The 26,209-nt window shown below is 32.1% G+C and carries 22 protein-coding genes; 2 read left to right on the forward strand and 20 right to left on the reverse strand.

Translation table 11 applies throughout. The features are described from left to right. Positions 1-298: 298 nt before the first annotated feature. From rny to gmk, 11 genes are all read right to left on the reverse strand, one after another. Complete coding sequence (gene rny, locus K8P03_RS09060; protein WP_223420700.1) at positions 299-1,840, reverse strand: ribonuclease Y; 1,542 nt, start codon at positions 1,838-1,840, stop codon at positions 299-301. Positions 1,841-1,964: 124 nt separating this feature from the next. Continuing rightward, positions 1,965-2,492: a serine O-acetyltransferase EpsC gene (gene epsC / locus K8P03_RS09065; RefSeq protein WP_223420701.1), complete on the reverse strand. Its 528-nt coding sequence runs from the start codon at positions 2,490-2,492 to the stop codon at positions 1,965-1,967. Next, the gene (cysK, locus tag K8P03_RS09070) at positions 2,479-3,390 is read right to left on the reverse strand and encodes a cysteine synthase A (protein WP_223420366.1); all 912 of its coding nucleotides are present in this window, start codon (positions 3,388-3,390) and stop codon (positions 2,479-2,481) included. The genes epsC and cysK overlap by 14 nt, the downstream gene beginning before the upstream one ends. A gap of 195 nt (positions 3,391-3,585) precedes the next feature. After that, positions 3,586-5,130 (reverse strand): Na+/H+ antiporter NhaC, encoded by a 1,545-nt coding sequence (nhaC, locus tag K8P03_RS09075; RefSeq protein ID WP_223420367.1) that lies wholly within the window; start codon positions 5,128-5,130, stop codon positions 3,586-3,588. A gap of 206 nt (positions 5,131-5,336) precedes the next feature. Next, the gene (gene tsf / locus K8P03_RS09080) at positions 5,337-6,005 is read right to left on the reverse strand and encodes a translation elongation factor Ts (protein WP_223420368.1); all 669 of its coding nucleotides are present in this window, start codon (positions 6,003-6,005) and stop codon (positions 5,337-5,339) included. Positions 6,006-6,017: 12 nt separating this feature from the next. Further along, positions 6,018-6,854 carry a 30S ribosomal protein S2 gene (rpsB, locus tag K8P03_RS09085; protein WP_223420369.1) on the reverse strand — a complete coding sequence of 279 codons (837 nt, stop codon included), beginning with the start codon at positions 6,852-6,854 and terminating at the stop codon, positions 6,018-6,020. A gap of 130 nt (positions 6,855-6,984) precedes the next feature. Next, a complete protein-coding gene (gene ftsY, locus K8P03_RS09090) occupies positions 6,985-8,085 on the reverse strand; it encodes a signal recognition particle-docking protein FtsY (protein WP_396020905.1) in 1,101 nt (366 codons plus the stop codon). 366 nt (positions 8,086-8,451) lie between these two features. Then, complete coding sequence (gene priA, locus K8P03_RS09095; protein ID WP_223420370.1) at positions 8,452-10,818, reverse strand: primosomal protein N'; 2,367 nt, start codon at positions 10,816-10,818, stop codon at positions 8,452-8,454. Between the two features lie 4 nt (positions 10,819-10,822). Next, entirely contained in the window at positions 10,823-11,995 is a 1,173-nt protein-coding gene (gene coaBC / locus K8P03_RS09100) for a bifunctional phosphopantothenoylcysteine decarboxylase/phosphopantothenate--cysteine ligase CoaBC (protein ID WP_223420371.1), read from the reverse strand. 4 nt (positions 11,996-11,999) lie between these two features. Next, a complete protein-coding gene (gene rpoZ / locus K8P03_RS09105) occupies positions 12,000-12,185 on the reverse strand; it encodes a DNA-directed RNA polymerase subunit omega (RefSeq protein ID WP_223420372.1) in 186 nt (61 codons plus the stop codon). Then, complete coding sequence (gene gmk, locus K8P03_RS09110) at positions 12,185-12,784, reverse strand: guanylate kinase (protein ID WP_223420373.1); 600 nt, start codon at positions 12,782-12,784, stop codon at positions 12,185-12,187. The genes rpoZ and gmk overlap by 1 nt, the downstream gene beginning before the upstream one ends. 93 nt (positions 12,785-12,877) lie before the next feature. Between gmk and K8P03_RS09115 the strand changes: the two genes are divergently transcribed. Next, the gene (locus K8P03_RS09115; RefSeq protein WP_223420374.1) at positions 12,878-14,620 is read left to right on the forward strand and encodes an Rqc2 family fibronectin-binding protein; all 1,743 of its coding nucleotides are present in this window, start codon (positions 12,878-12,880) and stop codon (positions 14,618-14,620) included. A gap of 58 nt (positions 14,621-14,678) precedes the next feature. Here K8P03_RS09115 and K8P03_RS09120 read toward each other — a convergent pair whose 3' ends face one another. From K8P03_RS09120 to rpiB, 9 genes are all read right to left on the reverse strand, one after another. Further along, entirely contained in the window at positions 14,679-14,957 is a 279-nt protein-coding gene (locus tag K8P03_RS09120; protein WP_209772003.1) for an HU family DNA-binding protein, read from the reverse strand. Positions 14,958-15,038: 81 nt separating this feature from the next. Then, a complete protein-coding gene (locus K8P03_RS09125) occupies positions 15,039-15,947 on the reverse strand; it encodes a SurA N-terminal domain-containing protein (protein WP_223420375.1) in 909 nt (302 codons plus the stop codon). After that, the gene (locus K8P03_RS09130) at positions 15,919-16,980 is read right to left on the reverse strand and encodes a peptidylprolyl isomerase (RefSeq protein WP_223420376.1); all 1,062 of its coding nucleotides are present in this window, start codon (positions 16,978-16,980) and stop codon (positions 15,919-15,921) included. The genes K8P03_RS09125 and K8P03_RS09130 overlap by 29 nt, the downstream gene beginning before the upstream one ends. Continuing rightward, positions 16,980-20,468: a transcription-repair coupling factor gene (gene mfd, locus K8P03_RS09135; RefSeq protein WP_223420377.1), complete on the reverse strand. Its 3,489-nt coding sequence runs from the start codon at positions 20,466-20,468 to the stop codon at positions 16,980-16,982. Before mfd ends, K8P03_RS09130 begins: the two co-directional genes overlap by 1 nt. After that, complete coding sequence (gene pth, locus K8P03_RS09140; protein ID WP_223420378.1) at positions 20,461-21,048, reverse strand: aminoacyl-tRNA hydrolase; 588 nt, start codon at positions 21,046-21,048, stop codon at positions 20,461-20,463. Before pth ends, mfd begins: the two co-directional genes overlap by 8 nt. After that, on the reverse strand, positions 21,048-22,031 hold the full coding sequence (locus K8P03_RS09145; RefSeq protein WP_223420379.1) for a ribose-phosphate diphosphokinase: 984 nt from the start codon (positions 22,029-22,031) through the stop codon (positions 21,048-21,050). The genes pth and K8P03_RS09145 overlap by 1 nt, the downstream gene beginning before the upstream one ends. A 2-nt stretch (positions 22,032-22,033) precedes the next feature. Then, entirely contained in the window at positions 22,034-23,419 is a 1,386-nt protein-coding gene (gene glmU / locus K8P03_RS09150; protein ID WP_223420380.1) for a bifunctional UDP-N-acetylglucosamine diphosphorylase/glucosamine-1-phosphate N-acetyltransferase GlmU, read from the reverse strand. Beyond that, positions 23,420-24,139 carry a purine-nucleoside phosphorylase gene (deoD, locus tag K8P03_RS09155; protein WP_223420381.1) on the reverse strand — a complete coding sequence of 240 codons (720 nt, stop codon included), beginning with the start codon at positions 24,137-24,139 and terminating at the stop codon, positions 23,420-23,422. A 42-nt stretch (positions 24,140-24,181) separates the two neighbouring features. Further along, the gene (rpiB, locus tag K8P03_RS09160) at positions 24,182-24,625 is read right to left on the reverse strand and encodes a ribose 5-phosphate isomerase B (protein WP_223420382.1); all 444 of its coding nucleotides are present in this window, start codon (positions 24,623-24,625) and stop codon (positions 24,182-24,184) included. 148 nt (positions 24,626-24,773) lie between these two features. On the opposite strand from rpiB, the gene murC reads away from it, so the two are divergent. Continuing rightward, the gene (gene murC, locus K8P03_RS09165) at positions 24,774-26,168 is read left to right on the forward strand and encodes a UDP-N-acetylmuramate--L-alanine ligase (RefSeq protein ID WP_223420383.1); all 1,395 of its coding nucleotides are present in this window, start codon (positions 24,774-24,776) and stop codon (positions 26,166-26,168) included. Positions 26,169-26,209: the final 41 nt, after the last annotated feature.

The following is a 26,209-nucleotide window of genomic DNA, read 5'->3' on the forward strand; positions in this document are numbered from 1 at the left end:
TAATTCTGCAACTCAAATAATTTGATTGAACATTAATAATTCAAAAAAATATATGGCATCTATGTATTAATAATTTTGTTAATAAGAAACAAAAATTTATCATTTAAAAGCTCTTAGTCGATCTTCTATACGTTTTTTAAGCGTCAAACCTTATATTATAAAATTTTAATATTTTAGCCGATAATACGACGCTCTATTTTGCGTTTTAAGCGTTTTTATTTTTTATATAGTGTATTTATACCTTGTAAATTAAGCGAATTAAAAACTGCCATCATTATAATGGCAGCTTGATTAATTTTTACTTGGCATAGTCTATCGCTTTGGACTCTCTTAATAAGTTCACTTTAATTTCACCTGGGTACTCTAATTCATTTTCAATTTTCTTTGCAATCTCTCTAGCAATTACAACCATTTCATCATCAGAGATTTTTTCAGGTTTTACTAAGATTCTTAATTCTCTACCTGCTTGTAGAGCAAAAGATTTTTCTACTCCTTCGAAAGAATTTGCAATTCTTTCAAGGTTTTCAAGTCTTTTAATGTAATTTTCAAGACTTTCACGCCTTGCGCCTGGTCTTGCAGCACTTATAGCATCCGCTGTTTGTACCAATATAGATTCAACACAATTTGGCTCAACATCACCATGGTGGGATTCTATAGCATTTATAACGTATTTGTTTTCGCCATATTTAGTTGCAGCTTCAACACCTAAAGCTACATGTGTTCCTTCTTGTTCTTGATCTATAGCCTTGCCTAAATCATGAAGTAATCCACCACGTTTTGCTAATTGGCTATCAGCGCCAATTTCATCCGCAAGCATTCCTGCAAGTAATGCAACTTCTACAGAATGTTTTAAGATGTTTTGACCATAAGATGTTCTGAATTTCATCTTACCGATTAACCTTATTAGCTGAGGGTGAAGATTGATAATTCCAACTGTTTCAGCAGCAGCTTCACCATCTTCTATTATCCTAGCTTCAACTTCATCACTGGCCTTTTCTAGCATCTCATCAATTCTTGATGGATTAATTCTTCCATCTTGGATTAGCTTCTCTAAGGCGACTTTTGCTATTTCACGTCTAACTGGTTCAAAACATGATATAACTACTGCTTCAGGAGTATCATCAATTATTAGGTCAACACCTGAGGCTTGTTCAAAGGCTCTAATATTACGGCCTTCACGCCCAATAATACGGCCTTTCATCTCATCGTTAGGTAGAGAAATTACAGATACTGTATTTTCAGCTACAAGTTCTGGTGCAAATCTTTGTATAGTAGTCGCAAGAATTTCTGTAGCCATTTTTTTACTTTCAGATTTCATTTTCTCTTCCGCCTCTTTAATCATCCTAGCAGATTCGTGGATTGTTTCGGATTTAACTCGAGCTAAAATTATTTCTTTAGCTTCACTATTGGTGAGTCCAGCGATATTTTGTAACTCCAACTCTTGTTGTTCTATTAACTTGTCAATTTTTTCTTCTTTTTGTTGTAACTTTTTCTGATCACTAGAGATTTGATCAGACTTTTTGTCAATCAATAAAGATCGATTGTCTAAACTTTCTTCTTTCTTAATCAAACGAGCTTCTCTTTTATTAAGTTCATTTCTTGTTTGATTCAGCATTTCTTCATTTTCAGATTTCAATTTTGAAATTTCATCTTTAGCATCAATAAGAGTTTCTCTTCTTAATGCTTCTGCTTGTTTATTGGCATCATCTATAATTTGCCTACTGAGATTTTCAGCACTACCTATTACAGATTCTCCAATTTTCTTACGATAAAGATAGCCAAAATAAAAAGCTAACAATACGAAGGCGACAAATATGATGAGAACAACAATTGGATTCATTTTATCTAACATCATATCACCTCCAATAATATGGAAATTTAATATTCCATTTCTATTATACCATTTTTTTATAATTATACGAAATAGTTTTCATTATTTCCAAAATAAAAAAAGTAGCATAAAACTACTTTTTGTGCGGAATGATTTTTGCTGGTGCACCTACCGCAGTCGAATCACTCGGAACATCTGATAAAACAACTGAATTTGCACCAATTTTACAATTATCCCCTACATTAATATTACCAAGTAAAACAGCTCCTGCACCTATCATTACGTTATTTCCAACGGTTGGATGCCTTTTAACTTTCTTATTTGTTACAGCTCCAAGGGTTACTGAATGATACATTAAAACATCATCACCTATTTCAGCAGTTTCACCGATAACAACTCCCATACCATGGTCTATATAACACCTTCTGCCAATCTTAGCTCCAGGATGAATTTCTATTCCTGTTTCCATTCTTGATTTGAAGGCAATTTCCTGAGCCTCATATAATTTACCCTCTAAATAAAGGTTATGAGCTATGTAATGAGATAATAGTGCCTTTATTCCAGCAGAGAAGAGGATTGCCTCCTCTTCACTTTTTAATGCTGGGTCATGCTCTAAGGCATTTTTAATTAATTCTTCTTTGTACTCGTTATAGCTGATCATTATCATATAATTCAGTTGATAGGTATCTTTCTCCTGTATCAGGCAATACAGTTACCACAACTTTTCCTTCCCCTAATTTATCCGCAATTTCTAATGCACCTACAACATTTGCACCGGATGATATTCCCACTGCTAAGGCTTCATCTTTTGCCAATTGTCTAGACATATTTATAGCATCGTCACTTTTGACATCAACAATACCATCTAAAATATCAAAATCTAAATTTTTTGGAATGAAGTTACCACCTATACCTTGGATTTTGTGGCCAGCAGCCTTGCCACCAGATAAAAGTGGACTTTCAGCTGGTTCTATTGCGTATATTTTTGTATTAGGATTTGCTTCCTTTAGTCTTCTGCCTGTTCCTGTTACAGTTCCTCCTGTACCAACGCCAGCTATAAAAGCATCTGGACTTATTTCAGATAATATTTCAGGACCTGTTGTCTCATAATGAGCTTTTATATTAGCTGGGTTTGAAAATTGGTCAGGTAAGAAATATCCATTTTCTTCAGCGAGCTCCTTTGCCTTATCAACAGCGCCCTGAAGGGCACCTTCTGTGGTCCTTATAACCTTCGCTCCATATGCCATAGCTAATTTCGCTCTTTCTATACTCATTGAAGCTGGCATAGTTAAGATTAGATTATAGCCTTTTGCTGCAGCAAGAGCTGCAAGAGCAACACCTGTATTGCCACTTGTTGGCTCGACAATTGTGCCACCTTTTTTTAGTTTTCCTGATTTTTCAGCTTCCTCTATCATGTATAAGGCAATTCTATCCTTTATAGATCCCGCTAGGTTATTTTTTTCTACTTTAACATATATATCTGCTCTTCCCTCTTTCTTGAGTGAGTTAAGTTTCAATATAGGAGTTCCTCCAATTAATTGAGTCGGATTATTCTTCATATTGTATTTCTCCTTTCAAAAAAATTCGATTAATTTTTATAATAATCATTTATATAAAAATAAGTTGTCTTAATTCCTACATATTTACTATACTATAAAATCTTAACATTTAAAATTAATTAAAAAAGGAAGCATTGCTTCCTTTAAAATAACAAATTTTTATATACTAGAAATATTTAAATTTTTATATTTTTCTTAACTAATAGTAACTTGTGGAGCTTTGCCTTCTCTTCTTAATTTTATTAAATTTTTAATAGCAAAGTCTCTTGCTTCTTCAGGAGCTTTGGCCATTTTTTTCATCTTTGTTTTACCAAATATATTAGTATATGCTCCGTCTGCCCAGAAAATATTTCTTTTCAAAATAGCAGTTATAAGCGCATAAATTGGATTTAATAAATTTACAAAGGCAAATGGGAAATAGTTAATTGGACTAACACCCAAGGTCTTCATTTGATATGCACCGCACGCTGTCCACGGGAACATTACAGCCAATAATGTGCCAGCATCTTCTAGGGTTCTTGAAAGCATATTTCTTGATAGACCAAGTTCATCATACTTATCCTCATATAGTGGTGCAGGTACACCAATACCTAAAAATTGATCACACATAGTTGCGTCACAGAAAATTGAAGTAAGCATAGTTAAAAATACTAGACCAGCAACTGAATTTATTCTTTCTTTAAGGTGAGCAAAGAGTCTTTCAATAATTCCGGCTCTTTCTAGAGCTCCACCAAAGGATACAGCAAGAAGAATGAGGTTTACTGTCCACATTTGATTATCCATACCACCTTTAGCTAGAGCCTTGTCAACAAAATCATTGCCCGTAGCTATGTCTGGTCCATAGTGTAGAATAGCAAAAATTTCTGCTAGACTCCTTTTTTCTTGAAAAATCAAAGAAAATATAAGTCCAACTAAAACTGAAATCATTACTCCAGCAAGTCCCTCAATCCTTAATATACAAATGAAAACTATCAAAACTATAGGAAGAAGGACTAAAGTATTTAAGTTGAAATTGCTTGAAAGAGCCATTTTTATACCATCAGCAATATTTGGGTCATAGTTAACAACATCAGCCCTAAGACCGATTAAGCTATAGAGAATTAAAGAAATCAGGAAAACTGGTCCAGTTGTTGATACCATGGCTGTAACGTGGTCAAAAAGACCCGTTTTAGCAACACCTGCTGCAAGATTAGTCGTATCTGATAGCGGGGAAAACTTATCTCCTATGTAAGCACCTGATATAACCATACCTGCTGTAATAGCTGGGTTTATTCCGAGACCTTGACCTATAGTCATAAAGGCTATTCCTATAGTGGCCGTAGCAGTCCAGGAAGAACCACATGAAAGACTAACCAAAGATGTAATTATACAACCTATAGGAAGAAATAGCTTAGGACTTAAAAAACTCAAACCGTAATATATAAGAGCTGGGATGGTTCCTGATATCATAAAAGATGATATTAAGAGACCTACAGTTAGTAAAATTAATATGGCATCTAAAGTAGTTCTTATACGTTCAATCATACCATCAAGCATATCTCTAAAACTATTCCCACATCTTAATCTAACTATACAAGCAACCATTATTCCACAAATAAGTGGGAGGTGAGCTGCATCATATATATTTTCTCCCCCATCTTTAGCAAAAACAAATACATAAATCATTAAACTTACCATAGTTAAAATAGGTAAGGCAGATTCGATTAGGCTTGGTAACCTGACGTTCTTTTTATTATTCATAATATCTCCTCATAAATACATTAGCGTGTTAAATTAACTATGTATATAATACATTAGTTTGATAAATTTGTCAACTTATATTTTATTTAATTATCTTGATATTATGATAAATGGATGTGATTAGATTCTTATATTTAAACAAGATATAGGATTGCAATAAAAAAGCATAGACAAGGCTATCTTTGTCTATGCTTATATTCTTTATATTATGCTTTCATTTGGCTAGCTACTTCAGCAGCAAAGTCTTCTTCTTTCTTTTCAAGGCCTTCACCAACTTGGAACCTAGCAAATCTTCTGATTTTGATATTTTCTCCAACTTCATTAGCTGTATCTCTAAGAAGTTGTTCAACTGTTAAATCAGGGTTTTTGATGAACGCTTGGTCTAGTAGGCAAACTTCTGAGAACCATTTTTTAAGTCTACCTTCAACCTTCTTTTCAGCAATCATTTTTTTCTTATCTTCAGGCATATTATCGCTAGATTCGTTAATTGCTTGGTTGATTAGGATGTCTCTTTGTTCAGCTACATCAGCTTCATCTGCATCTTCTTCAGAGATGTACTTTGGAGCGCTTGCAGCAATGTGCATAGCTATATCTCTAGCAAAGTTTTTAACTGTATCGGTATTAGCTGAGAAATCTGTTTCAGTATTGATTTCAACAATTACACCTATCTTGTCGTTGTGAATGTAAGAACCAATAACACCTTCTGCAGCAATTCTACCAGATTTTTTATCAAGAGTTGCTTGTCCTTTTTCCTTTAGGATTTTTTGAGCTTTATCAATATCTCCACCAGCTTCTTCTAGAGCTTTTTTGCAGTCCATCATTCCAGCGGCAGTTCTTTCTCTTAATTCTTTAACTAATTTTGCACTAATTGCCATCTAAATCTCCTATTATTCTGCTTCGTTTTCTTCGAAAGCTTGTTCTTTAATTTCTTCAGCTGCTTCTTTTATATCTTCGTCAGATAGATTTTCTTCTTCTGTTACTTCAACTTCAGAATCTTCTTCAACCTCTTCTTCATATTCATCATTAGAAGGATCAAATTCATTACCTTGGTTTGCTTCTATAACAGCATCTGCCATTACAGATGTAATAAGTTTTACAGCTCTGATTGCATCATCGTTTCCTGGTATTGGAACGTCAACTTCATCAGGGTCACAGTTTGTATCAACGATAGCAATTACAGGAATTCCTAGTATTTTAGCTTCATGTACTGCAATAGATTCTTCACCTGGATCAACTACAAATAGTACATCTGGTAATTCTTCCATATCTTTAATACCACCAAGATTTCTTTCTAGCTTATCCATTTCTTTTTGATATTGAAGAACTTCTTTCTTTGGTAGAAGGTCAAATGTTCCATCTTCTTCCATTCTTTCATATCTTTGAAGTTTTTCTACGCTTTTTCTAATTGTTTTAAAGTTTGTAAGCATACCACCCAACCATCTGTGAGATACATAGTATTGACCTGATCTCTTAGCTTCTGATTGAATTGAGTCTTGTGCTTGTTTTTTTGTACCTACAAATAGAACTCTACCACCATCAGCAACGATGTCTCTCATTACCTTGTAAGCTTCCTCAATTTGGTTAGCTGTTTTTTGTAGATCTACAATATAGATACCATTTCTTTCTGTGAAGATGAATCTAGACATTTTTGGATTCCATCTTCTGGTTTGGTGTCCAAAGTGTACACCTGCTTCTAATAATTTTTTCATTGAAACTACTGCCATATTTACCTCCGTTTTTTCTTCCACTCATCTCAACTGGATATTAAACCACAATTGGCAACGTAATACCCATCCATGAGTGTGATTGTTGTAGTACCTGTATAATATACCACTTAAAACCTACATTTCAACATTAAAACATAGCTTCTACAAAAGATTTAGAATCAAATTTTTGTAAATGATCAATTCCTTCACCAACACCTACATATTTAACTGGCACTTCCACCTCTACTTGAAGTGGAAATATTACTCCACCTTTGGCTGTACCATCAAGTTTTGTAAGTATTAGCCCAGTAATATCAGTAACATTTTTAAATTCTCTTAACTGGCTTACTGCATTTTGACCTGTAGTAGCATCAAGTACCAGTAGGTTTTCCCTATTTGAATTTACTGCGTGAGTGTCAATTGTTCTATTAATTTTATCTAATTCTTGCATCAAATTCTTTTTATTATGAAGTCTTCCTGCAGTATCGCATATTAAAACGTCAACATCTTTGCTGCGAGCAGATTTTATAGCATCAAAAATGACTGCAGATGGATCTGCACCTTCTTTGTGTGAAATAAGTTCAACATCTGCCCTTTTAGCCCATTCTTGGAGTTGATCTATAGCTGCTGCTCTGAAAGTATCAGCTGCTGCAAGCATTACAGTTTTACCTTCGTTTTTGAAATTATTTGCAAGTTTACCAATAGTAGTAGTCTTTCCTACTCCATTTACACCTATAACTAGAATTACTGTTAACTTACCTTTTTCAAACTTAATCTTATTATCAAGGTTATTTTCATCGAGCTTTTTAATCATTATTTCTTTTAAGACAGGATAAATTTTATCAGCTTCTTTAATAGACCTTTTCTTGATTTCTCCACGTAATTCATCAACAATTTCTATTGTTGAGTTCATACCAATATCTGCAGAGATTAGGATTTCTTCAAGTTCATCATAGAGGTCATCGTCTATTTTAACATTTCTTGTAAAAAGATTTGTTAGACTAGATGTGAAGCTGTCTCTAGTTTTACTTAGCCCTTTTTTTAACCTATCAAAAATTGATTCTTTTTCTACAACTTCTTCTGTCACCTCAAGGTTTGTACTAAGGTTTTCAGTTGTTGGAATTTCATATTCTGAAATTCCTTTATTGTTTTCATCAAGCTCTTCTTCTTCTTTTTCTTGCTCTTTAAATTTTATATCTTCAATTTTTAGAGTTTTTTTTTCCGTATTTTCTGTGTGAGTTAAGTCTATAAATCTTCCAGCTTTGATTTTACTTGATTTTTCAACTTCTTTAACCTCTTCTGAAACTTCTTCAGACTTTTCCTCTAACTCTGATTTAATATCCTCAGAGATTTCTTCAGCTTTATCTTTAACTTCTTCAAATTCTGATAAAATGCCTTCTTTGACTTCTTCAATATTTTCTTCTATTCCTTCAATCAAGTTGTTGTGTTTGTTTGCTTCATTAAACTTATTAAATTCTTCGTTAGTCCTATCGTCGCTATTTGAATTACTATTATCATTAGCTAATTCTTGGCCAACTTCTCTTACGACTTCTTTGTTTTCTAATTCTCCAGATTTATTCTTTTTTCTTTTAAAAAAATTAAACATACCGACTCCTTAATTAATATTTACAGGATTAAATGCAACTACAAATGATGTATCGTTGTATTTATTGATTAAAGAATTCCTAATCCTGCCTATGGTATCTCTACAAATATCAAGGTCCTTGTCATAAACCTTTACAAGAATATTATACCTGTATTTATTATTTATTCTTGATATTTTGCAAGGATTTGGGCCTATTATTTCAACATTTAATTGAGAATTCATCAAAGCCTTTAATTCATTTGTAAATTCTCTAGAAATATCTATGGTCTTAACCCTATCTTCATTTATAATTTTAATTGTAATTATATTTTTAAAAGGCGGATAGGAAAAAGCCTCTCTAATTTTAAGCTCACTAGCAAAAAAACTTTCATAATCATTTTCCTTGACAGCCTGAATTACGAAATTTTCTGGTTTATAGGTTTGAATTATAGCCCTACCCGGCTTATCAGCCCTTCCTGCTCTACCTGCTACTTGAGTTAAAAGTTGAAAACTTGTTTCCTGCGCAGAAAAATCTCCAACGTTTAAAGAAAGATCTGCTGATATTATCCCAACAAGGGTTACATTTTCAAAATCAAGGCCTTTAGCAATCATCTGTGTTCCAAGTAGGATATCAATCTTGCCTTCCTTCATTGACTTATACATGTGGTCATACTTCGCTTTATTAGTTGCTACCATGGAATCCATTCTAAGAATATTTGCATCTGGGAAAAGTTGCTTTACTTCTTCTTCAAGCTTTTCTGTACCTGCTCCAAATTCTTTAATCTTTTTTGAATGGCAGTTTGGGCATACTCTTACTTGATTTTTAGTCCTACCACAATAATGGCATACAAGTTTGTTTACATTTTTATGATAAGTCATCGCGACATCACAGGCTTCGCATTTTACAACATACCCGCAGGCTCTACAAAAGGTGAATGAATCATGACCTATTTTATTTAAAAATAAAATTGACTGTTCTTTATGTTCAAGATTTCTACTTATTTCTTCCTGTAGTTTGTATGAAAGCATGGAGTAATTTGAGTTTTTAAGTTCCTCTCTCATATCAACCAAATTAATATTTGGCATAGAATTATTAACCCTAGTACTTAAGTATAATAAATCAAGCTTACCATCTTTCACTTCTTTCATAGTTTCGATTGAAGGAGTTGCTGAAGCCATTATCAGATTACAGGAATGATAAGATGCCCTATATTTTGCTATTTCTCTTGTATGATACTTAGGGTCTTTTGAAGATGTATAAGAATTATCATGTTCTTCATCTATAATTATTGCTCCTAAATTTTCAAAGGGTGCAAATATAGCGGATCTTGCTCCGATAGCAATTTTAACTTCTCCGTTTTTTATCATCATCCATTGATTGAATTTTTCTTTAGGAGTGAGCCTTGAATGGATAATTGCTATTTTTTCATTAAACCTACCGGAAAACCTCTCTATTGTTTGTGGAGTTAAAGATATTTCTGGCACTAAGATAATTGCTTCTTTTCCTTCTTTGATAACTTCTTCTACAACTTGTAAAAAAATCTCAGTTTTTCCAGATCCTGTTACCCCAAACAATAAGAATTGACCATTTTCTTTTTTAAGAATTGTTTTAAAGGCTTTTTCTTGGTCTTCATTTAATACGTGTTTATCATATCTTTTTGTATCTAATTTTATTTCCTTGCTAGCTTCTTTTTGAATTCCTTCAACTATTTCTTTTTCAAGAAGAGATTTTAACGAGGATAAGGAAGAAGAAGTATTTTTGAGTAAGTCACTCTGTTTTGTTTGTCCATGAAGCTTAAGATAGTCAATAATTTCTTGTTGTTTCTTAGCATTCTTTGCAAGTTTAGTATCAGAGTCTTTTAATTTTATATAGATATCATAAGTGATTTTAATTTTATCACTTGCCTCATACAAGACCTTTAGCTTGTTATCTTCTACTAATTTATTTAATATATCCTGAGAATTGGGAAATTTATTTAATATTTCCTCTTTACTCCTCTCAATTTGTAAATGATTGAGTATTTCATCGTCTTCTTTTGCATTTGCCAAATAAAAAACTTTTATTTTGTCGATACTTGTTGGTGGTAGAACTTGCTTAAGAGATAGTTGAATTGGAGAAAGATATTCTTTAGACATGAAGAATGCTAGATCTAATAACTCGTCACTAACTAGTTTGTTCTCATCAATAATTGATATTATATCTTTTATTTCATATTCAGCTTCAAAATCTTCTACAATTTCATAAACAAAAGCAACGACAGTCTTGTTTCCCTTACCAAAAGGAACTAATACCCTCATTGCTCTTTGTAATTTATTATTTAATTTTTCTGGAATGTGATAAGTAAAAGCTCTATTTAAAAATCTGCTTTTACTATCTATAATTACTTTTGCGTACAAATTTTCACCTTAAGAGGTCTAATATTTTATTGGCTAGCTTGCTTTTTGGCATAATATCCAAGTTGATTATTTCATCCTTAGAAATTATTGAGGCAACATTTGTGTCTACATCAAAACCTGCTCCCCATTTGGTTAAATCATTAGCAATGATATAGTCTAAATTTTTCTTAGAAAGTTTACTCTTTGCATTAGCGATTAAATCGTCAGTTTCTGCAGCGAAGCCTATTATAGTTTGGTCTTTTTTTATTGAGCCGAAATATTTTATTATATCAATATTTTCGATTAATTCTAAGCTCAAATTAGAACCATCTTTTTTTATTTTCCTATCGCTTGGATTTAAAACCTTATAATCGACAGGTGCTGCTGACATTATAATGGCATCAGCATCTTGAAATTCTCTTTCAATAGCATCTTTCATTTCAAAATTAGTTTTAATTTCTATTCTCTTAATTCCATTAACCTTAATAGGATTTACTGGACCAGAAATCAAAACAACTTCGGCCCCACGCTTCCTAGCCTCATTAGCTATATTATAACCCATCTTGCCACTAGAATTATTGGTTATGTATCTTACAAAATCAATAGGTTCAACAGTTGGCCCTGCAGTTACTATTATTTTTTTGCCCAAGAGATCTTTTTCTGTAAAATAATCTTCAAGAAAATCTACAATCTCCTCAGGCTCTTCAAGCCTTCCATCCCCTATTGTATTGCAAGCCAAAAGACCTGGTTCTGGTTTTATAATCCTAACACCATCTTCTTTTAAGATATTTAAATTTCTTTGAATGGCTTTTGCCTTTAGCATATTAGTATTCATAGCAGGAGCTATTACTACGTCTTTATCACAGGCAAGGTAGGTTGATAAAAGAAAATTATCAGCTATACCATTAGCCATCTTTGATATAGTATTAGCGCTAGCTGGTACTATAAGCATTAAGTCTGCCCATTTAGCAAGTTCTATGTGATGAACTTCTTCATGGTGGCCAGAAAATAAATCCGAATAGACTTTGCATCTTCCCATAGTTTCGAAGCTAAGAGGATTTACAAATTCTGTTGCAGACTCGGTCATAATTATCTTAAGATTTACATTTCTTTTCTTAAGGCGTGAACATAAATCCAAAACCTTATAAATAGCTATCCCCCCACTTATCCCTAGGAGAATATTTTTATTTTCTAGCATATTATTATTTTTTTCTTACCTTGCCCTCAATAATCTCATTTAGGGCTTGTGTTACTGGTTTGGCTTCTACATGTTTGGTTAATGGCGCAGAGCCATTTACAATTCTTCTTGCTCTTTTGGCACACATCATGCAAATTTCGTACCTACTTGGGCTAACTTCAGATAATGTTTTAAATGATGGATTTTTCATTAATCCTCCTCAAATACTAAATTTTCTTCCCTAAATACTTTATGTTTTTCTGCGTTTATTATTTCATTAACAGATGTTATAGCAGAATTTAGGTGGTCATTGACAACTATATAGTCGTAATCCTTAATATACTGTAGCTCTTTTTTAGCATTATTCATCCTAATTTTAATATCTTCATCAGTTTCTGTACCTCGGCCTACAATTCTCTTTTTTAATTCCTTAAGACTAGGTGGGGCTAAAAAAATAAAGACTCCATTATCAGTATTTTTCTTGATATTCAGAGCTCCTTGTACGTCTATTTCTAGTATTACGATTTTTCCTTCGTTTATCTTTTTTTCTACGAATTCTTTGGGTGTTCCATAATAATTATTATGGACTTGAGCATATTCAAGGAATTTATCTTCTTCGATCATTTGTTCAAACTGATCGTGGTCTAAATAAAAATAACTAACTCCCTCTATTTCTCCGTCCCTTTTCTTTCTAGTGGTAGCAGATACAGAATATACTAAGTTTGTTTGTGTATTCATCAAATCGTGAAGAACAGTACCTTTACCGACTCCAGACGGTCCTGATATTACTAATAAAAATCCCTTTTTCATCACTCCCCCTTATCTTAATCATTTTACTTTTATATGTTTTTACTTCAAGTATCATGTTTGATGGCAAAGAGTATAATAAAAATGAGGTGAATTATGAGTTTTGACGGAATAGTAACAAGAAAAATAGTAAATGAACTAAAAAAAGAAATCCTTGGTGGAAAAATTCAAAAAATATCACAACCATCAAAAAACGACCTTGTTTTTAACATATATTCAATGGGCAATTCAGTAAAGTTATTGATTAGCGCCAACAACAATGAGGCCAGGATAAATTTAACTAAAAAAAAGTATGAAAACCCTGAGAAGCCTGATAATTTTTGTATGGTTCTGAGAAAGCATATTGGTCAAGGAAAAATATTAGATATAAAACAATACGGTTTAGATAGGGTTATTGAATTTTCCATAGGATCAATTGATGAGATGGGCTTTGATACAAGCAAAAAATTGATAATTGAGATTATGGGTAGACATTCAAATATTATTTTAACAGACGATAATTATAAAATTATTGATGCAATTAAAAGAGTAAATGACCAAATGTCATCAATTAGGCAAATTTTTCCATCATTAACTTATGAGAGAATTAAAAGTGACAAGATAGATTTAAGTGACGATTATTTTAATAAAGACATCTCTGCTATAGATACAAAGATTCCCAATGGAATTGAGCCTTATAAGATCTTTTATACCTATTATGAGGGATTCTCTCCTGTAATTGGTAAAGAACTAATCAATAGAGCTAACATCGATCCTAGGATAAACTGGGGTCTTGTAAGTGAAGCTGATAAAAATGAATTAAATCATATACTCCTTAAATTAAAAGAAGACATCCTTGAAGATAATTTAGGTGCATACGACTATAGGGATGATAGGAAAATCAAAGAATACCATACGCTAAAGCTAAGTCATTTGAATTTTAAAGAGAACGCATATGATTTAATGAGTGATGCCATAGATAATTTTTATTCTATAAATAAATCTAATGATAGACTCGATCAGACTAAAACTAACCTAATTAGAAGAATTAACAGCCATAAAAAAACTGTAAATAAAAAGATAGGAATTTTGAATACTAATATTTCAAAGGAACACCAAGCTGAAATAGCAAAGAAAAATGCTGATTTATTAGCAGCTAACCTATATAGGATAGAAGAAAAATCCAAAGAAATTATCATAGAAGATTTTTATAATGAAAATAGGCCAGTAAAAATAACTCTAAATCCGATGAAAACACCGTGGGAGAACATAAATGATTACTATAGTAGAGCTAAAAAGATAAAAGCTGCAATAACTTACGCCAATAAAGACCTTCCAAATCAAGAAAATCTTCTCTCCTATTTAAATCAGTTAGAAGACTTTATTCAAAGGGCAAATTCTATAGCTGATTTAGATGAAATAAGAGAAGAAATGGTTGATAATAATTTAATTAAAAAGAAGGGTAAAGATAAGAAAAAATCCAAACCTTCAAAACCCCTTCACTACAAAACAGAAAATGGAGCTGACATTTATGTAGGTAAAAACTCCAAGCAAAATGATTACATTACTCTTAAAATTGCTAGGAAGGATGATCTTTGGTTTCACGTAAAAGATAGCCCAGGCAGCCATGTTATATTAAAAACCGATAAGATTTACGATGAAGATGTGGAACTAGCCGCTTATCTTGCGGCACTCAACTCATCTTTGTCGAATGATAATAAGGTAGATGTGGACTATACAGAAAAGAAAAATGTTAATAAAGCTAAGGGTGCCAAAGATGGTATGGTTTATTATGAAAATTTTTCAACCATTAGAGTAAACTTAGATCATAAGATTGATTTAAAACTAGAAAAACTATGACAGATAATAAAAAACCGGTTCTTTATTTCAAGATCCGGTTTTTAAAATTTTAATTTTTTTATTTGTTAACAGCTTCTTTAAGAGTTTTACCAGCTTTGAATACTGGAGCTTTAGAAGCAGGGATTTGGATTACTTCTTCAGGTTTTCTTGGGTTTCTACCTTCTCTAGCTTTTCTATCTCTAACTTCGAAAGTACCAAAACCAACAAGTTGAACTTTGTCGCCAGCTACAAGTGCTTCTTCTACTGTTTCTAAAAATGCGTTAAGTGCTTTTTCAGATTCAACTTTTTTAAGACCACTTTTTTCTGATATGCTATTTAATAATTCTGATTTATTCATATTTCCTCCTATAAATCAACATGTATTCTGTTTAACTCTAAGAATGATTATACATAACAAATTCAATAAAATCAAGCCTTTTCAAATAAATACCTTAATTTTACTAGATTTTACTAATTTATTTAAGTACTGATTATAGGCATCCCTAAGATATTTATCCTTTGTATGCATCAAAAGCTCATTTTCATTCTCATTATATGAGTTAATCATTAAAATCATGTACTTATTGTTATATTCAAATATATCACTAACCTTATCCTTCTCACTCATTTTAGATTCTACAAGCATAGGATCATCTTTATAAACAAAATCTGAATTTATAATCTCATAGTTTCTAACCGGATTTTTTAAGGCTTCTCTAAAGTCCAACTGATTTTTTATATTAGATTTAGCCTTCTCAGCTCCATCCTTATTGTCAAAAACCAATACATTGTACTTATATAATTTGTGAAGATCTTCATTAGCCTTGTAATATTCCAGGATTTCTGAATCCTTAATCTTGTTATGGGTTAAAAAATAATCGTAGTGTATTTTTCTAATTGAATCGTTAAAAATTACATCTGAGAAGTCCCCTTCATTAATATTCAGAGACTTCATATTTGCTTTAAGTGAATTTTTATCGCCCAATTCTTTTTCCATATCACTTCTTATCTTATTGGCTGTATTATCGTCTATTTCTATTTTTTTCTTTGCCAAATCATTCAACATTACCTGATCTTTTATCATCGAATCAAGCAGATCGTCTCTAAGAACTTCCTTATTGGTCTTGCCCTTAGAACTCTTCTCTTCCAGGTAAGTGTCGCCATACTTTTTAGTATAGAATGTTAGATAAAACTCCAATTCTTTATCAAAAACCTCTTTTTCAATTGCCTCACCGCCAACTAATGCTATAGCATTTTTATCAGTATTATTTTTTTTACATGATGTAAAATATACGAGGCAAAGACTTAAAGATAATAAACTAATTATTATCTTTTTTATCTTCTTCATTTTCTTTGGTATCGTCAGATTTTTCTTCTTCTGATTTATCTTTATTTTCTTCAGTTTCTTTTGATTCTTCTTTTTTGTCTTCAGCTTCTTTTTCTTCAGCTTTATTTTCTGCAATAGTAGCTTCTGTAACTACATTTGCCTTTTCATTTAATTCTTTAATGTAGTCAGCATATTTCTTGTCATTAAGAGCCTTTATAATTGCTTCTTTATTATCTTCAATAGAATCAGCAACTTTATTTAGTTTTATAATATGATAACCAAATTGAGTTTTGATTGGTTCAGAAATTTCACCTTCTTTTAAGGCAAAAGCAGCATCTTCAAATTCTTTTACCATTTGTCCCCTAGAGAATGTTCCTAGTTCACCACCGTTTGCGGCGTTTGCTGTATCTGTTGAATATTCTTTAGCAAGGGCTGCGAAATCTTCACCATTATTAAGTTTTTCTTTTACTTCTTTAGCTGTTTTTTCATCAGCTACAAGGATATGAGATGCATCACGTTTTGCAAATTGATCCTTATTATCTTCATAGTATTGTTTAATTTCTTCTTCTGTTACTGGATGCTCCTTTTCAAACCATTCTCTGTGTTTTTTATACATTAAATCTTTTTTAACAGTTTCTTTGAATTTTTCTACATCCATATTGTAGTCATCAAGCATCTTGTCAAATTGTTCTTGACCACCAAATTGTTTCACTGAATTAAGGAAAGCCTCATTAACTTCTTTATCATCAACTTCAATTTTGTTTGCTTTCATATCATCTGATATAAGCTTATCTTGAACCATCATTTGAACAATAGAATTTTTAAGGTTTTGTCTGCTTGCAAGCATAGCTCCATAAAAACTCATTTCTGCCTTGTAATCATCTTTTGAAATTTTATCTCCATTAACAATGGCAATTGTTCCTTTATCAAGTTCTTTAACTTGGTTAGCCTTTTCTTCTACTTTTGTATCTTTCTTATCATCCTTTGCTTGGTTTCCACAAGCTCCTAGCACCATTGTTGATGCTAACATTGCAATTAATAATTTCTTTTTCATCATTTACTCCTTATTTTGTTAATTGTATCTAAAAGTTCGTATGTGTCAAGTAATTTACTCTTTGTAACAGGGATTTTAAAGGCTGGTTTACTTGATAAATCTAAGCTCATCTCTCCCTTATAAGATTCGTTTATACCCTTAAGCTCTTCAAAGGAATAAAAATCTCTATCAGAGAAGAATAAACAAATCTTGTTATCCACCTCTCTAATCTCTGTAATACCATTTGCCGATCCAAGAGCTTTGATTAGAGATACATACATTATATTATCCACGATTATAGGAATATCGCCATAAACGTCGATTAATTCCTCAACCAAAGCCTCATAATCTCTCTTATCATCTATGTTGGCTATACGATTGTAAATCTCAATTTTTTGAGATGAATCACTAATATATGAATTTGGAATATAGGCATCGACCTTAATATCGATGAAAGTTGGATTTTCGTCTTTGATTTTAACCTCTTTGCCAGATGCCTTTTCGACTGCTTCTTGTAAAAATTTTACATAAAGATCATAACCGACAGCTTCTACGTGGCCAGATTGACTTTCCCCCAAGAGATTTCCTGCTCCCCTCAGTTCTAGGTCTTTCATAGCAATTTTATAACCTGAACCAAAGTCAGAGAAGTCTCTGATTGATTTTAATCGCTTTTCACCAATCTCAGTTAAAATTTTTTCTGTCCTGTAAGTAAAATATGCATATGAAGATCTATATCCCCTACCTATCCTTCCCTTTAGCTGGTAGAGCTGAGAAAGACCCATAAGGTCAGCATCATAAATCACTATGGTATTTACGTTTTTAATATCCATCCCCGTTTCTATTATAGTTGTAGCAAGCAAAATATCGGTATTTCCTTCAATAAAGTCGAGCATTATATTTTCAATTTGTCTTGGACTCATTTGCCCGTGAACGATATCTATACTTGCTTCTGGGACTAGATCTTTTATTTGAAGATAGAGCTTTTCAATATTATTTACCCTGTTATAAACAAAATAAACTTGTCCATTCCTATTTATTTCCTTTAAAATCGCATCTCTTATTATTCCTGAATCGTATTCTAAAACATAGGTATTAACAGGAAGTCTGTCTTCTGGCGGCTCATCTAATGTAGATAAATCTCTAATACCAGACAATGACATTTGAAGGGTCCTTGGTATCGGTGTAGCTGATAGGGTAAGAACATCAATTGATGACTTTAGTTTTTTGAATTTTTCCTTATGCTTTACTCCAAATCTTTGCTCTTCGTCAATTATCAAAAGCCCAAGTTTATTAAATTTGATGTCTTTTGACAAAAGTCTATGAGTTCCTACAACGATATCAACTTTTCCAGTTTTAATATCCTTAAGAATTTTCTCATCCTTGGCTTTTGTATTAAATCTTGAAAGCATAGCACATGTTACAGGAAAATCTTTAAATCTTTCAAGCATTGTATGATAATGCTGATTAGCTAATATTGTCGTTGGAACAAGGAAAGCCACTTGATAACCGTCCATAATGGCCTTGAAGGCTGCTCTTAGAGCGACCTCAGTTTTGCCATAACCAACGTCCCCGCACAGTAATCTATCCATTGGATTTTCGCTTTCCATATCCTTTTTAATTTCTTCAAGGCTTCTTAACTGAGATAAGGTTTCATCATAAGGAAAGGAATTTTCAAATTCATCTTGCCAGCTAGTATCCTTTGAAAAGGCATGGCCTTTTTCCTTAGCTCTCTTTGCATATAGCTTCACTAGGTCATCTGCAATTTCATCAACAGCCTTTTTGGCTCTTTGTTTGGACTTTTGCCACTGAACAGAACCTAGAGCAGATAACTTGGGTTTTTCACCCCTATTACCTATATACTTACTAACCAAATTCATCTGGTCTACAGGTATATAGAGCTTGTCATTCCCTCTGTATTCTATAAGAATGAAGTCCTTTTCAACATCATTTCTTTCAATCTTTGTAAGCCCCTTATAAATTCCGATACCATTATTTTCATGAACAACATAGTCTCCAATTTCAAGGTCAGAGTAGTTTATAATGTTCTTTGATGAAAGTTTTTTAGGTTTTTGTTTTCTAGTTGCTGATTTCCCGTAGATTTCTCTGCTAGTAAATACATAAAGGCCTAAATCTTTTACAAAATAACCTTCACTTGACTTTTTTTCTGAAATAATTATTGGAAATTTATCAAAATCCGAAACACTTTCTTCAAATCCTGCAGGAAGAAAATCATTGTCTATAAAACTTTCTAGAAGTTTTTCTTTACGTGCCTTAGAACCAGCAAAAACAAATACTTTTTGTTCTCTATTAACAATGTCAATGCTTGTATTTATAAATTCTTCAACATTTTTATTAAAATTTTCAGCCTCTATTGTTTTAAGTTCAATAATTTTTTTTGGAGAAAATAGCTTTGTTCTTTTGAGAATTGATGTAAGATTTATAATCTTTTTGTCAGAAATTTTCTCATAGATTTTTGTAGTTTCCACCAAATAATCTGAAAAACTAGAAAACACTTCACCATTTTCCATCTGATAGGTTAAATCTTCAAAAAATTTTTCATCGCTAGCTACAACAGACTCATAGATCCTAGAAACATCATCAAAGATAAAAACAGTATCCTCAGGAATATAGTCAACAAATGTGTCATAATTATCTTCCCTATAAGCATTTATCAAATCTTTGTTTGCTATATACATGCTTTGGTCCAAAAAAGATATGATTTGTCTATACTTATCAATAAGCTTTTGGTCACTAGTATCCGATATTTTTTTATTATCTAGGTCAACTGAGATTGCCTTTATAATCTTCTGATAGTCATCCTTATCATATAAAAGCTCATTAGCTGGTCCTATTTCAACACTTTTTATTTTTTCTATAGTTCTTTGGTTGTTCTTATCAAAAATTCTTATAGAGTCAATCTCATCATCAAAAAGTTCAATTCTGATTGGGTTGGCATAATTTACAGGCCAGATATCAATAATCGAACCTCTTTTTGCAAAGTCAGCTTTTTCTTCTACAAAGTCCGAAGGGTTATAATTAAGAGCTAAGAGATTTGAAACAAAATCATCAACGTCTACTATGCTCTCTTCATCTATTCTAACAAAAGACTTGTTAAATTTGTCTAAAGGCGTGAGTTTATTTTTAAGAGCGTCAATACTTGTTACAGTAATAAATTTTTCACCCTTAGCTAGACTAATTAGTGTATCTAGCCTCTGATTAATTTTTTTATCATCAATTGATTTTATATTATAAAAATTAGTATCTAGTGCTGGAAAATTTTTAGCAGTATCCGATACCTCATTTATATCATTAATAAATCTTTCTGCCCTTTTTGGATTTTCAGCTACAACAACTAAATTTTTATCTAATAATTCAAAAAGGCTTAAAACAAGATGTGCCTTAATTCCTTCACTTAAGCCCTGTATGTATAGCGGGGAATAATCTTTAAGCTGATATTTAATTTTATTAATTTGGTCGACATTAATTAATCTTTCAATTAATCTATTCATTATCTTCTTTCACCAACTTGATAGAATTACACTTATTCATAGCCTTATCTATATCATCTTTTAAGATTATTTCGATTCCTTCGGCAGCAAGTCTGATTTCATCTTCGAGTACTCCTACCTCTTCTTGACTAAAACCACTTAAGACAAATTTAGCAAGATCCCACCTTTCAGGCTTCTTACCAATGGAAACTTTTATTCTTGGAAATTGATCATCTTGGATTTGATAAATAATAGACTTCATTCCATTGTGGCTACCTGCAGAGCCTTTCTTCCTAATCCTAATTGTACCAAAGTCAATATCTATATCGTCATAAATTACAATTAACTTATCTATATCAAATTTATAGAAATTTTTTAATTCTCTAATTGCTTCACCCGAATTATTCATATAGGTTTGTGGTTTTATGAGCATAACTTTATGGCCAGAGATTTCTCCCTGACCATAGAGTGATTTAAATTTTAATTTTCTTACATCTATATCATATTTGTTTGCCAAATAATCAATAGTAATAAAACCTACATTATGCCTAGTATTTTCATATTGTAATCCAGGATTGCCTAGTCCTACAATAAAATACATTATTCAATAACCGTAAATAGACCACTTATTGATTCATAAGTATTAATTCTGTTAATAGCTTCAGCAAGAAGTGGAGCTATTGATAGTTGGGTTATCTTGTCTATTCTTTTTTCTTCTGGTTGGGCTATGGTGTCTGTAATTATAACTTCTTTAACAGATGGTTTTTGAAGTTTCTTTACAGCATCTCCAGAGAATACACCGTGAGTTGCTACTAAATAAACATCTTTTGCGCCATTTTCAACTAGGAAGTCTGCCGCATTTGTAATTGTTCCAGCAGTATCTATCATATCATCAACGATAATAGCGTGCTTACCTTTGAAATCACCAATTACAGACATTACTTCAGAAACATTTGGCATAGGTCTTCTTTTTTCGATTATGGCTATTGGTAATTTTAAGTAGTCAGCAAATTCTCTAGCACGTCTTACACCACCAAGGTCAGGACTTACTACTACAAATTCCTCTGGTTTATCAAAAGCGAATGACTGGAAGTGAGTTGAAAGTAATCTAATTGCAGAGAAATGGTCAACTGGAATATCAAAGTAACCTTGTATTTGACCAGCATGAAGATCCATGGTTATAACTCTATTAGCTCCCGCAATAGTAAGTAAGTTAGCAACTAATTTTGCTGTTATTGGCTCTCTTCCTCTTGTTTTTCTATCTTGTCTAGCATAACCGTAGTAAGGAATAACTGCGTTTATGTAACCAGCAGATGCTCTCTTACAAGCATCAATCATTATCAATAATTCCATCAAATTATCATTAGTAGGGCTTGAAGTTGGTTGTACTATAAAGACATCTTTACCTCTAACTGATTCGTTGATTTTAATGCTTATTTCACCATCTTTAAACTTTTCTATATCAGCCTTTGTAAGTTCAGTTCCAAGATTTTTAGCCATACTTTCTGCTAATTTGATGTTGGAATTTCCTGTTAATAGTTTTAATTCCCCTCTTTGGATATACTTATTTGTTTTAGTTGACATTTCTACTCCTTGTGATTTTTATCTCTTTCTTTTTTTCTTTCAACATAACCTTTAATGTGTTTTTGTTCTGCCCTTTCTATAATCAACTCGCCAGTACTAACATCTTCTGTTATTGTAGAACCAGCAGCAACAAAGCCTTCTTTCTCTACCTTAACAGGGGCAACTATATTCGCGTTTGATCCTATAAAAGCACCATCTTCTATAACCGACCTATGCTTAAACTTACCATCATAGTTTACAAAAACAACTCCACAACCAATATTTATATCTTGACCTAGGTCACTATCGCCAATGTAGGCAAGATGGCCCGCCTTGGTTCCTTCACCAAGGCTAGAATTTTTAACCTCAACAAAGTTACCAATATGGACTTTTTTTCCTATGTGTGCATTAGGTCTCAGTCTTGCAAAAGGACCTATATTACTACCTTCTTCCATATAAGAATTTTCTATAACTGCATTATCTATTTTAACATTATCTTCTATGGTTGAATTGATAATTCGTGTTGACCCATCAATTAAACAAGACTTTCCAATCTTAGACTTACCATAAATTTTTACAAAACCTGATATTACAGTATCAATCCCAATTTCAACTCCATCTTCAATAAAAGTTGTTTCAGGACTTTCAATTATTACACCATTAATCATGTGCTCTTTATTTATCCTAGATTGAAGGATTTTTTCTGCTTTATATAGCTCGTATTTATTATTTATGCCATAAAATTCTTCGTGATTTTTACTAACAAAGGCATTTACTAGTTTACCATCGTTTTTTAGAATCCCTATGCAATCTGTTAAGTAGAGTTCATTTTGGTCATTATTTGAATCTATTTTTGAAAGAGAATCTTTTAAGTCTTTAGCTTTAAATATATAAATGCCTACATTAATTTCATTTATTGTCTCTTGGCCCGGTTTTAAATCTCTATCTTCAGTAATTTTTATAAAGTAATTATTTTCATCTCTAATAATTCTTCCATAACCCTTTGGTTCATCAATCAAGGTAGAAAGAATTGTGCAAGCAGCGTTTGATTCATTATGATAGTTAATAAGTTTTTCCAGGGATTCTTTTTTTATTAATGGTATATCTCCATTTAAAATTAGAACTTGGTCATCATCTTCCACAAAGTCTAAGGCTAGGCCTGCTGCATAGCCAGTTCCATAAGGAATACCCGGTCCTATTTTTTGCTCTACTATTTTTACATCAGGGAATAAATCTTCTAACTTAGGTTTATTTTTTCCTCCAATTATAATAGTTTCTGAATTTTGAAAATCACTAGCTTCTTTTACGTATTTTATAATTTCTTTATTGACAAGCTTATGAAGGACTTTTGATTTTTCAGATTTCATCCTTGTGCCTTCACCAGCTGCCATTATTATTGTTTTAATCATCTAGGCTTCAGCTACCTCCAGGGCTAGCTCCATCATATTTGTATATGATTTTTGCCTATTTTCGGCACTATCGGCTACATTTTCTATAAGAGAGTCAGAAATTGTAAAGATTCCAAGACCTTTTTTACCATGTTTTCTAGCAGCCATAAATAGACCATAAGATTCCATTTCTACACAAAGGATGCCGTATTTTCTTAAATTTTCAAATACTTTAGGATCCATATCATTGTAAAATTGATCTGAAGAATGTACTTGGCCACAATGAGTTCTATATCCTAATTCCTTTGATTTTTCAACAGCTTTAACCAACAAATCAAAATCTGGTGTTACAGAAAAATGGATATTACCAAATAAATTATCGTTAATGGATGACTCTGAACAAGCTGATTGAGCTATTACTATGTCATGAAGTTTTACATCTTCTTGCATAGAGCCAGCTGTGCCCACTCTTATAATGCAATCTACATCATAAAAATCAAAAAGTTCATTGTAATATATCATAGCAGATGGTATTCCCATGCCACTACCCATTACAGATACTCTTTTTCCTTTGTAGTAGCCAGTAAAGCCAAGCATACCACGAGTTTCAGTAAATTGAGTCACATCTTCTAAGAAATTATCAGCTATAAATTTAGCCCTCAAAGGATCACCTGGCATTAGTACAGTTTTTGCTATCTGATCTTTGCATGTTGCAGAAATGTGCGGTGTTGGTATTGTCATATATGCTCCTTTTTATAAACAAAAATAGAGACTCAAATAGTCTCAATTATCTTCTTCTATTTTACAAATTTTATCTACACGTCTTTGGTGACGACCACCTTCAAATTCGGTTGTTGCAAATTCTTCTACAATCATTTTGCAAACTTCTGTTCCTATAACTCTGGCACCAAGGCATAATACATTAGCATTGTTATGAGCCCTGCTCATTCTTGCAGAAAATGTCTCAGAAACGCATGCTGCTCTTATTCCTTTAACTTTATTTGCTGACATAGACATTCCTAAACCTGTACCACAAATAAGGATAGCAAAATCAGCTTCTTTATTGACAACTTTTTCACAAGCCTTGACAGCAAAATCACTATAATCACAAGATTCTTTATTATAAGTACCTAGATGAATAACTTCATGACCTAGTTCTTCAAGTTTTTCACAAACAGTTGGTTGAAGATCAATGCCCCCATGATCATTAGCTACTACAAATTTCATGGCCCCTCCTTTAAACTTTACATTATAATATAAATATACGTCATCTATTCCCATATTCAAAGTAGAACTTGACAAGTTTTCTTTATTAAATATGGTATAATGTAGTAAATATACTTAAAGACTTAACTATTAAGGAGATTATCAATATATGTTTGAATTTAACTTAGATAGACACGATTATAAATATGTTCATTTCATTGGAATAGGTGGAATTTCCATGAGTGGACTCGCCCACCTTTTATTTGAAAAAGGATATAAGGTTACTGGATCTGATAGGAGCGAATCAGATACAGTTAAGATCCTAAAAGATCTTGGCATAGAAGTTTTCATTGGTCAGAGAAAAGAAAACATCAAAAACCCAGACTTGGTTGTATATACAGATGCGATTGCAGATGATAACGAAGAATTAATTGAAGCAAGAAAACTTGATGTACCTGTTGTTACAAGAGGTGTATTCTTAGGAGCTCTTATGAGGAATTATAAGAATTCCATTGCAATATCAGGTTCTCATGGTAAATCAACTACAACAAGCATGATTTCTAAAATTCTTCTTCATTCAGATGAAAATGCCACTATTTTACTTGGTGGAAATCTAGATGATATGAAGGGAAATGTAAAAGTTGGAAATGAAGACTTCCTTGTTACTGAAGCCTGTGAATATAAGGGAAATATAAGATATTATTACCCTCAAACAGTAATTATTTTAAATATTGACGAAGACCACCTAGACTATTACAAGGATTTAAACGATATCGTTGAAACTTTCAAAGTTTATCTTAGAAACCAAGACAAAAATTCAAAGACAATATTAAACCTTAATGAAGAAAATAATAAGCTTATCTTAGATGCTGTCCAAGGGGAATTGATTACCTATGGACAAGAAAATCCAGACGCTGATTACTATGCTACAAATATCACTTTTGATGAAATAGGTAGACCAAGCTTTGATCTAATTATGAAAAATGGAAATACTGAGCATTTCAAACTTGGAGTTATCGGTAGGCACAATATTAACAATGCCATGGCATCAATTATAGCGACCTATGAAAATGGTATTAATATAAATACAATCAGAAATAATATCCTAAAATACACAGGTCTTGACAGAAGAATGCAAGTTATTGGTCATGTAAATAAAACAACTATAATGACTGATTATGGCCATCATCCTTCAGAGATTCTTGTTACACTAGATGCACTTGCAGAACATACAAAAGGCAGACTAATTTGTGTTTGGCAACCTCATACCTATTCAAGAACAAAAACTCTATTTAATGACTTTTTAAATAGTTTTGATTCAGCTGATGAAATAATTGTTACAGACATTTATGCAGCAAGAGAAAAATTTGACCCAACAATCCACTCAAAAGATGTTGTAGATGCTATGGTTAATAAAGGTTTAAACGCCAAATACCTTGCAACATTTGAAGAAGCCAGAGATTATATTTATAAGATAATTAAAGACGACGATTTAGTTATAACTACAGGTTGTGGAAATCCTGATAAACTTGCGAAAATGATTGTAGAAGATCAAAAAAATTAGTTGATATGTAAAATAAAAACCAGCCTTATAAACATATATTA

Origin of the sequence: Anaerococcus murdochii, from assembly GCF_019957155.1 — a bacterium.
GTDB lineage: Bacteria > Bacillota > Clostridia > Tissierellales > Peptoniphilaceae > Anaerococcus > Anaerococcus murdochii.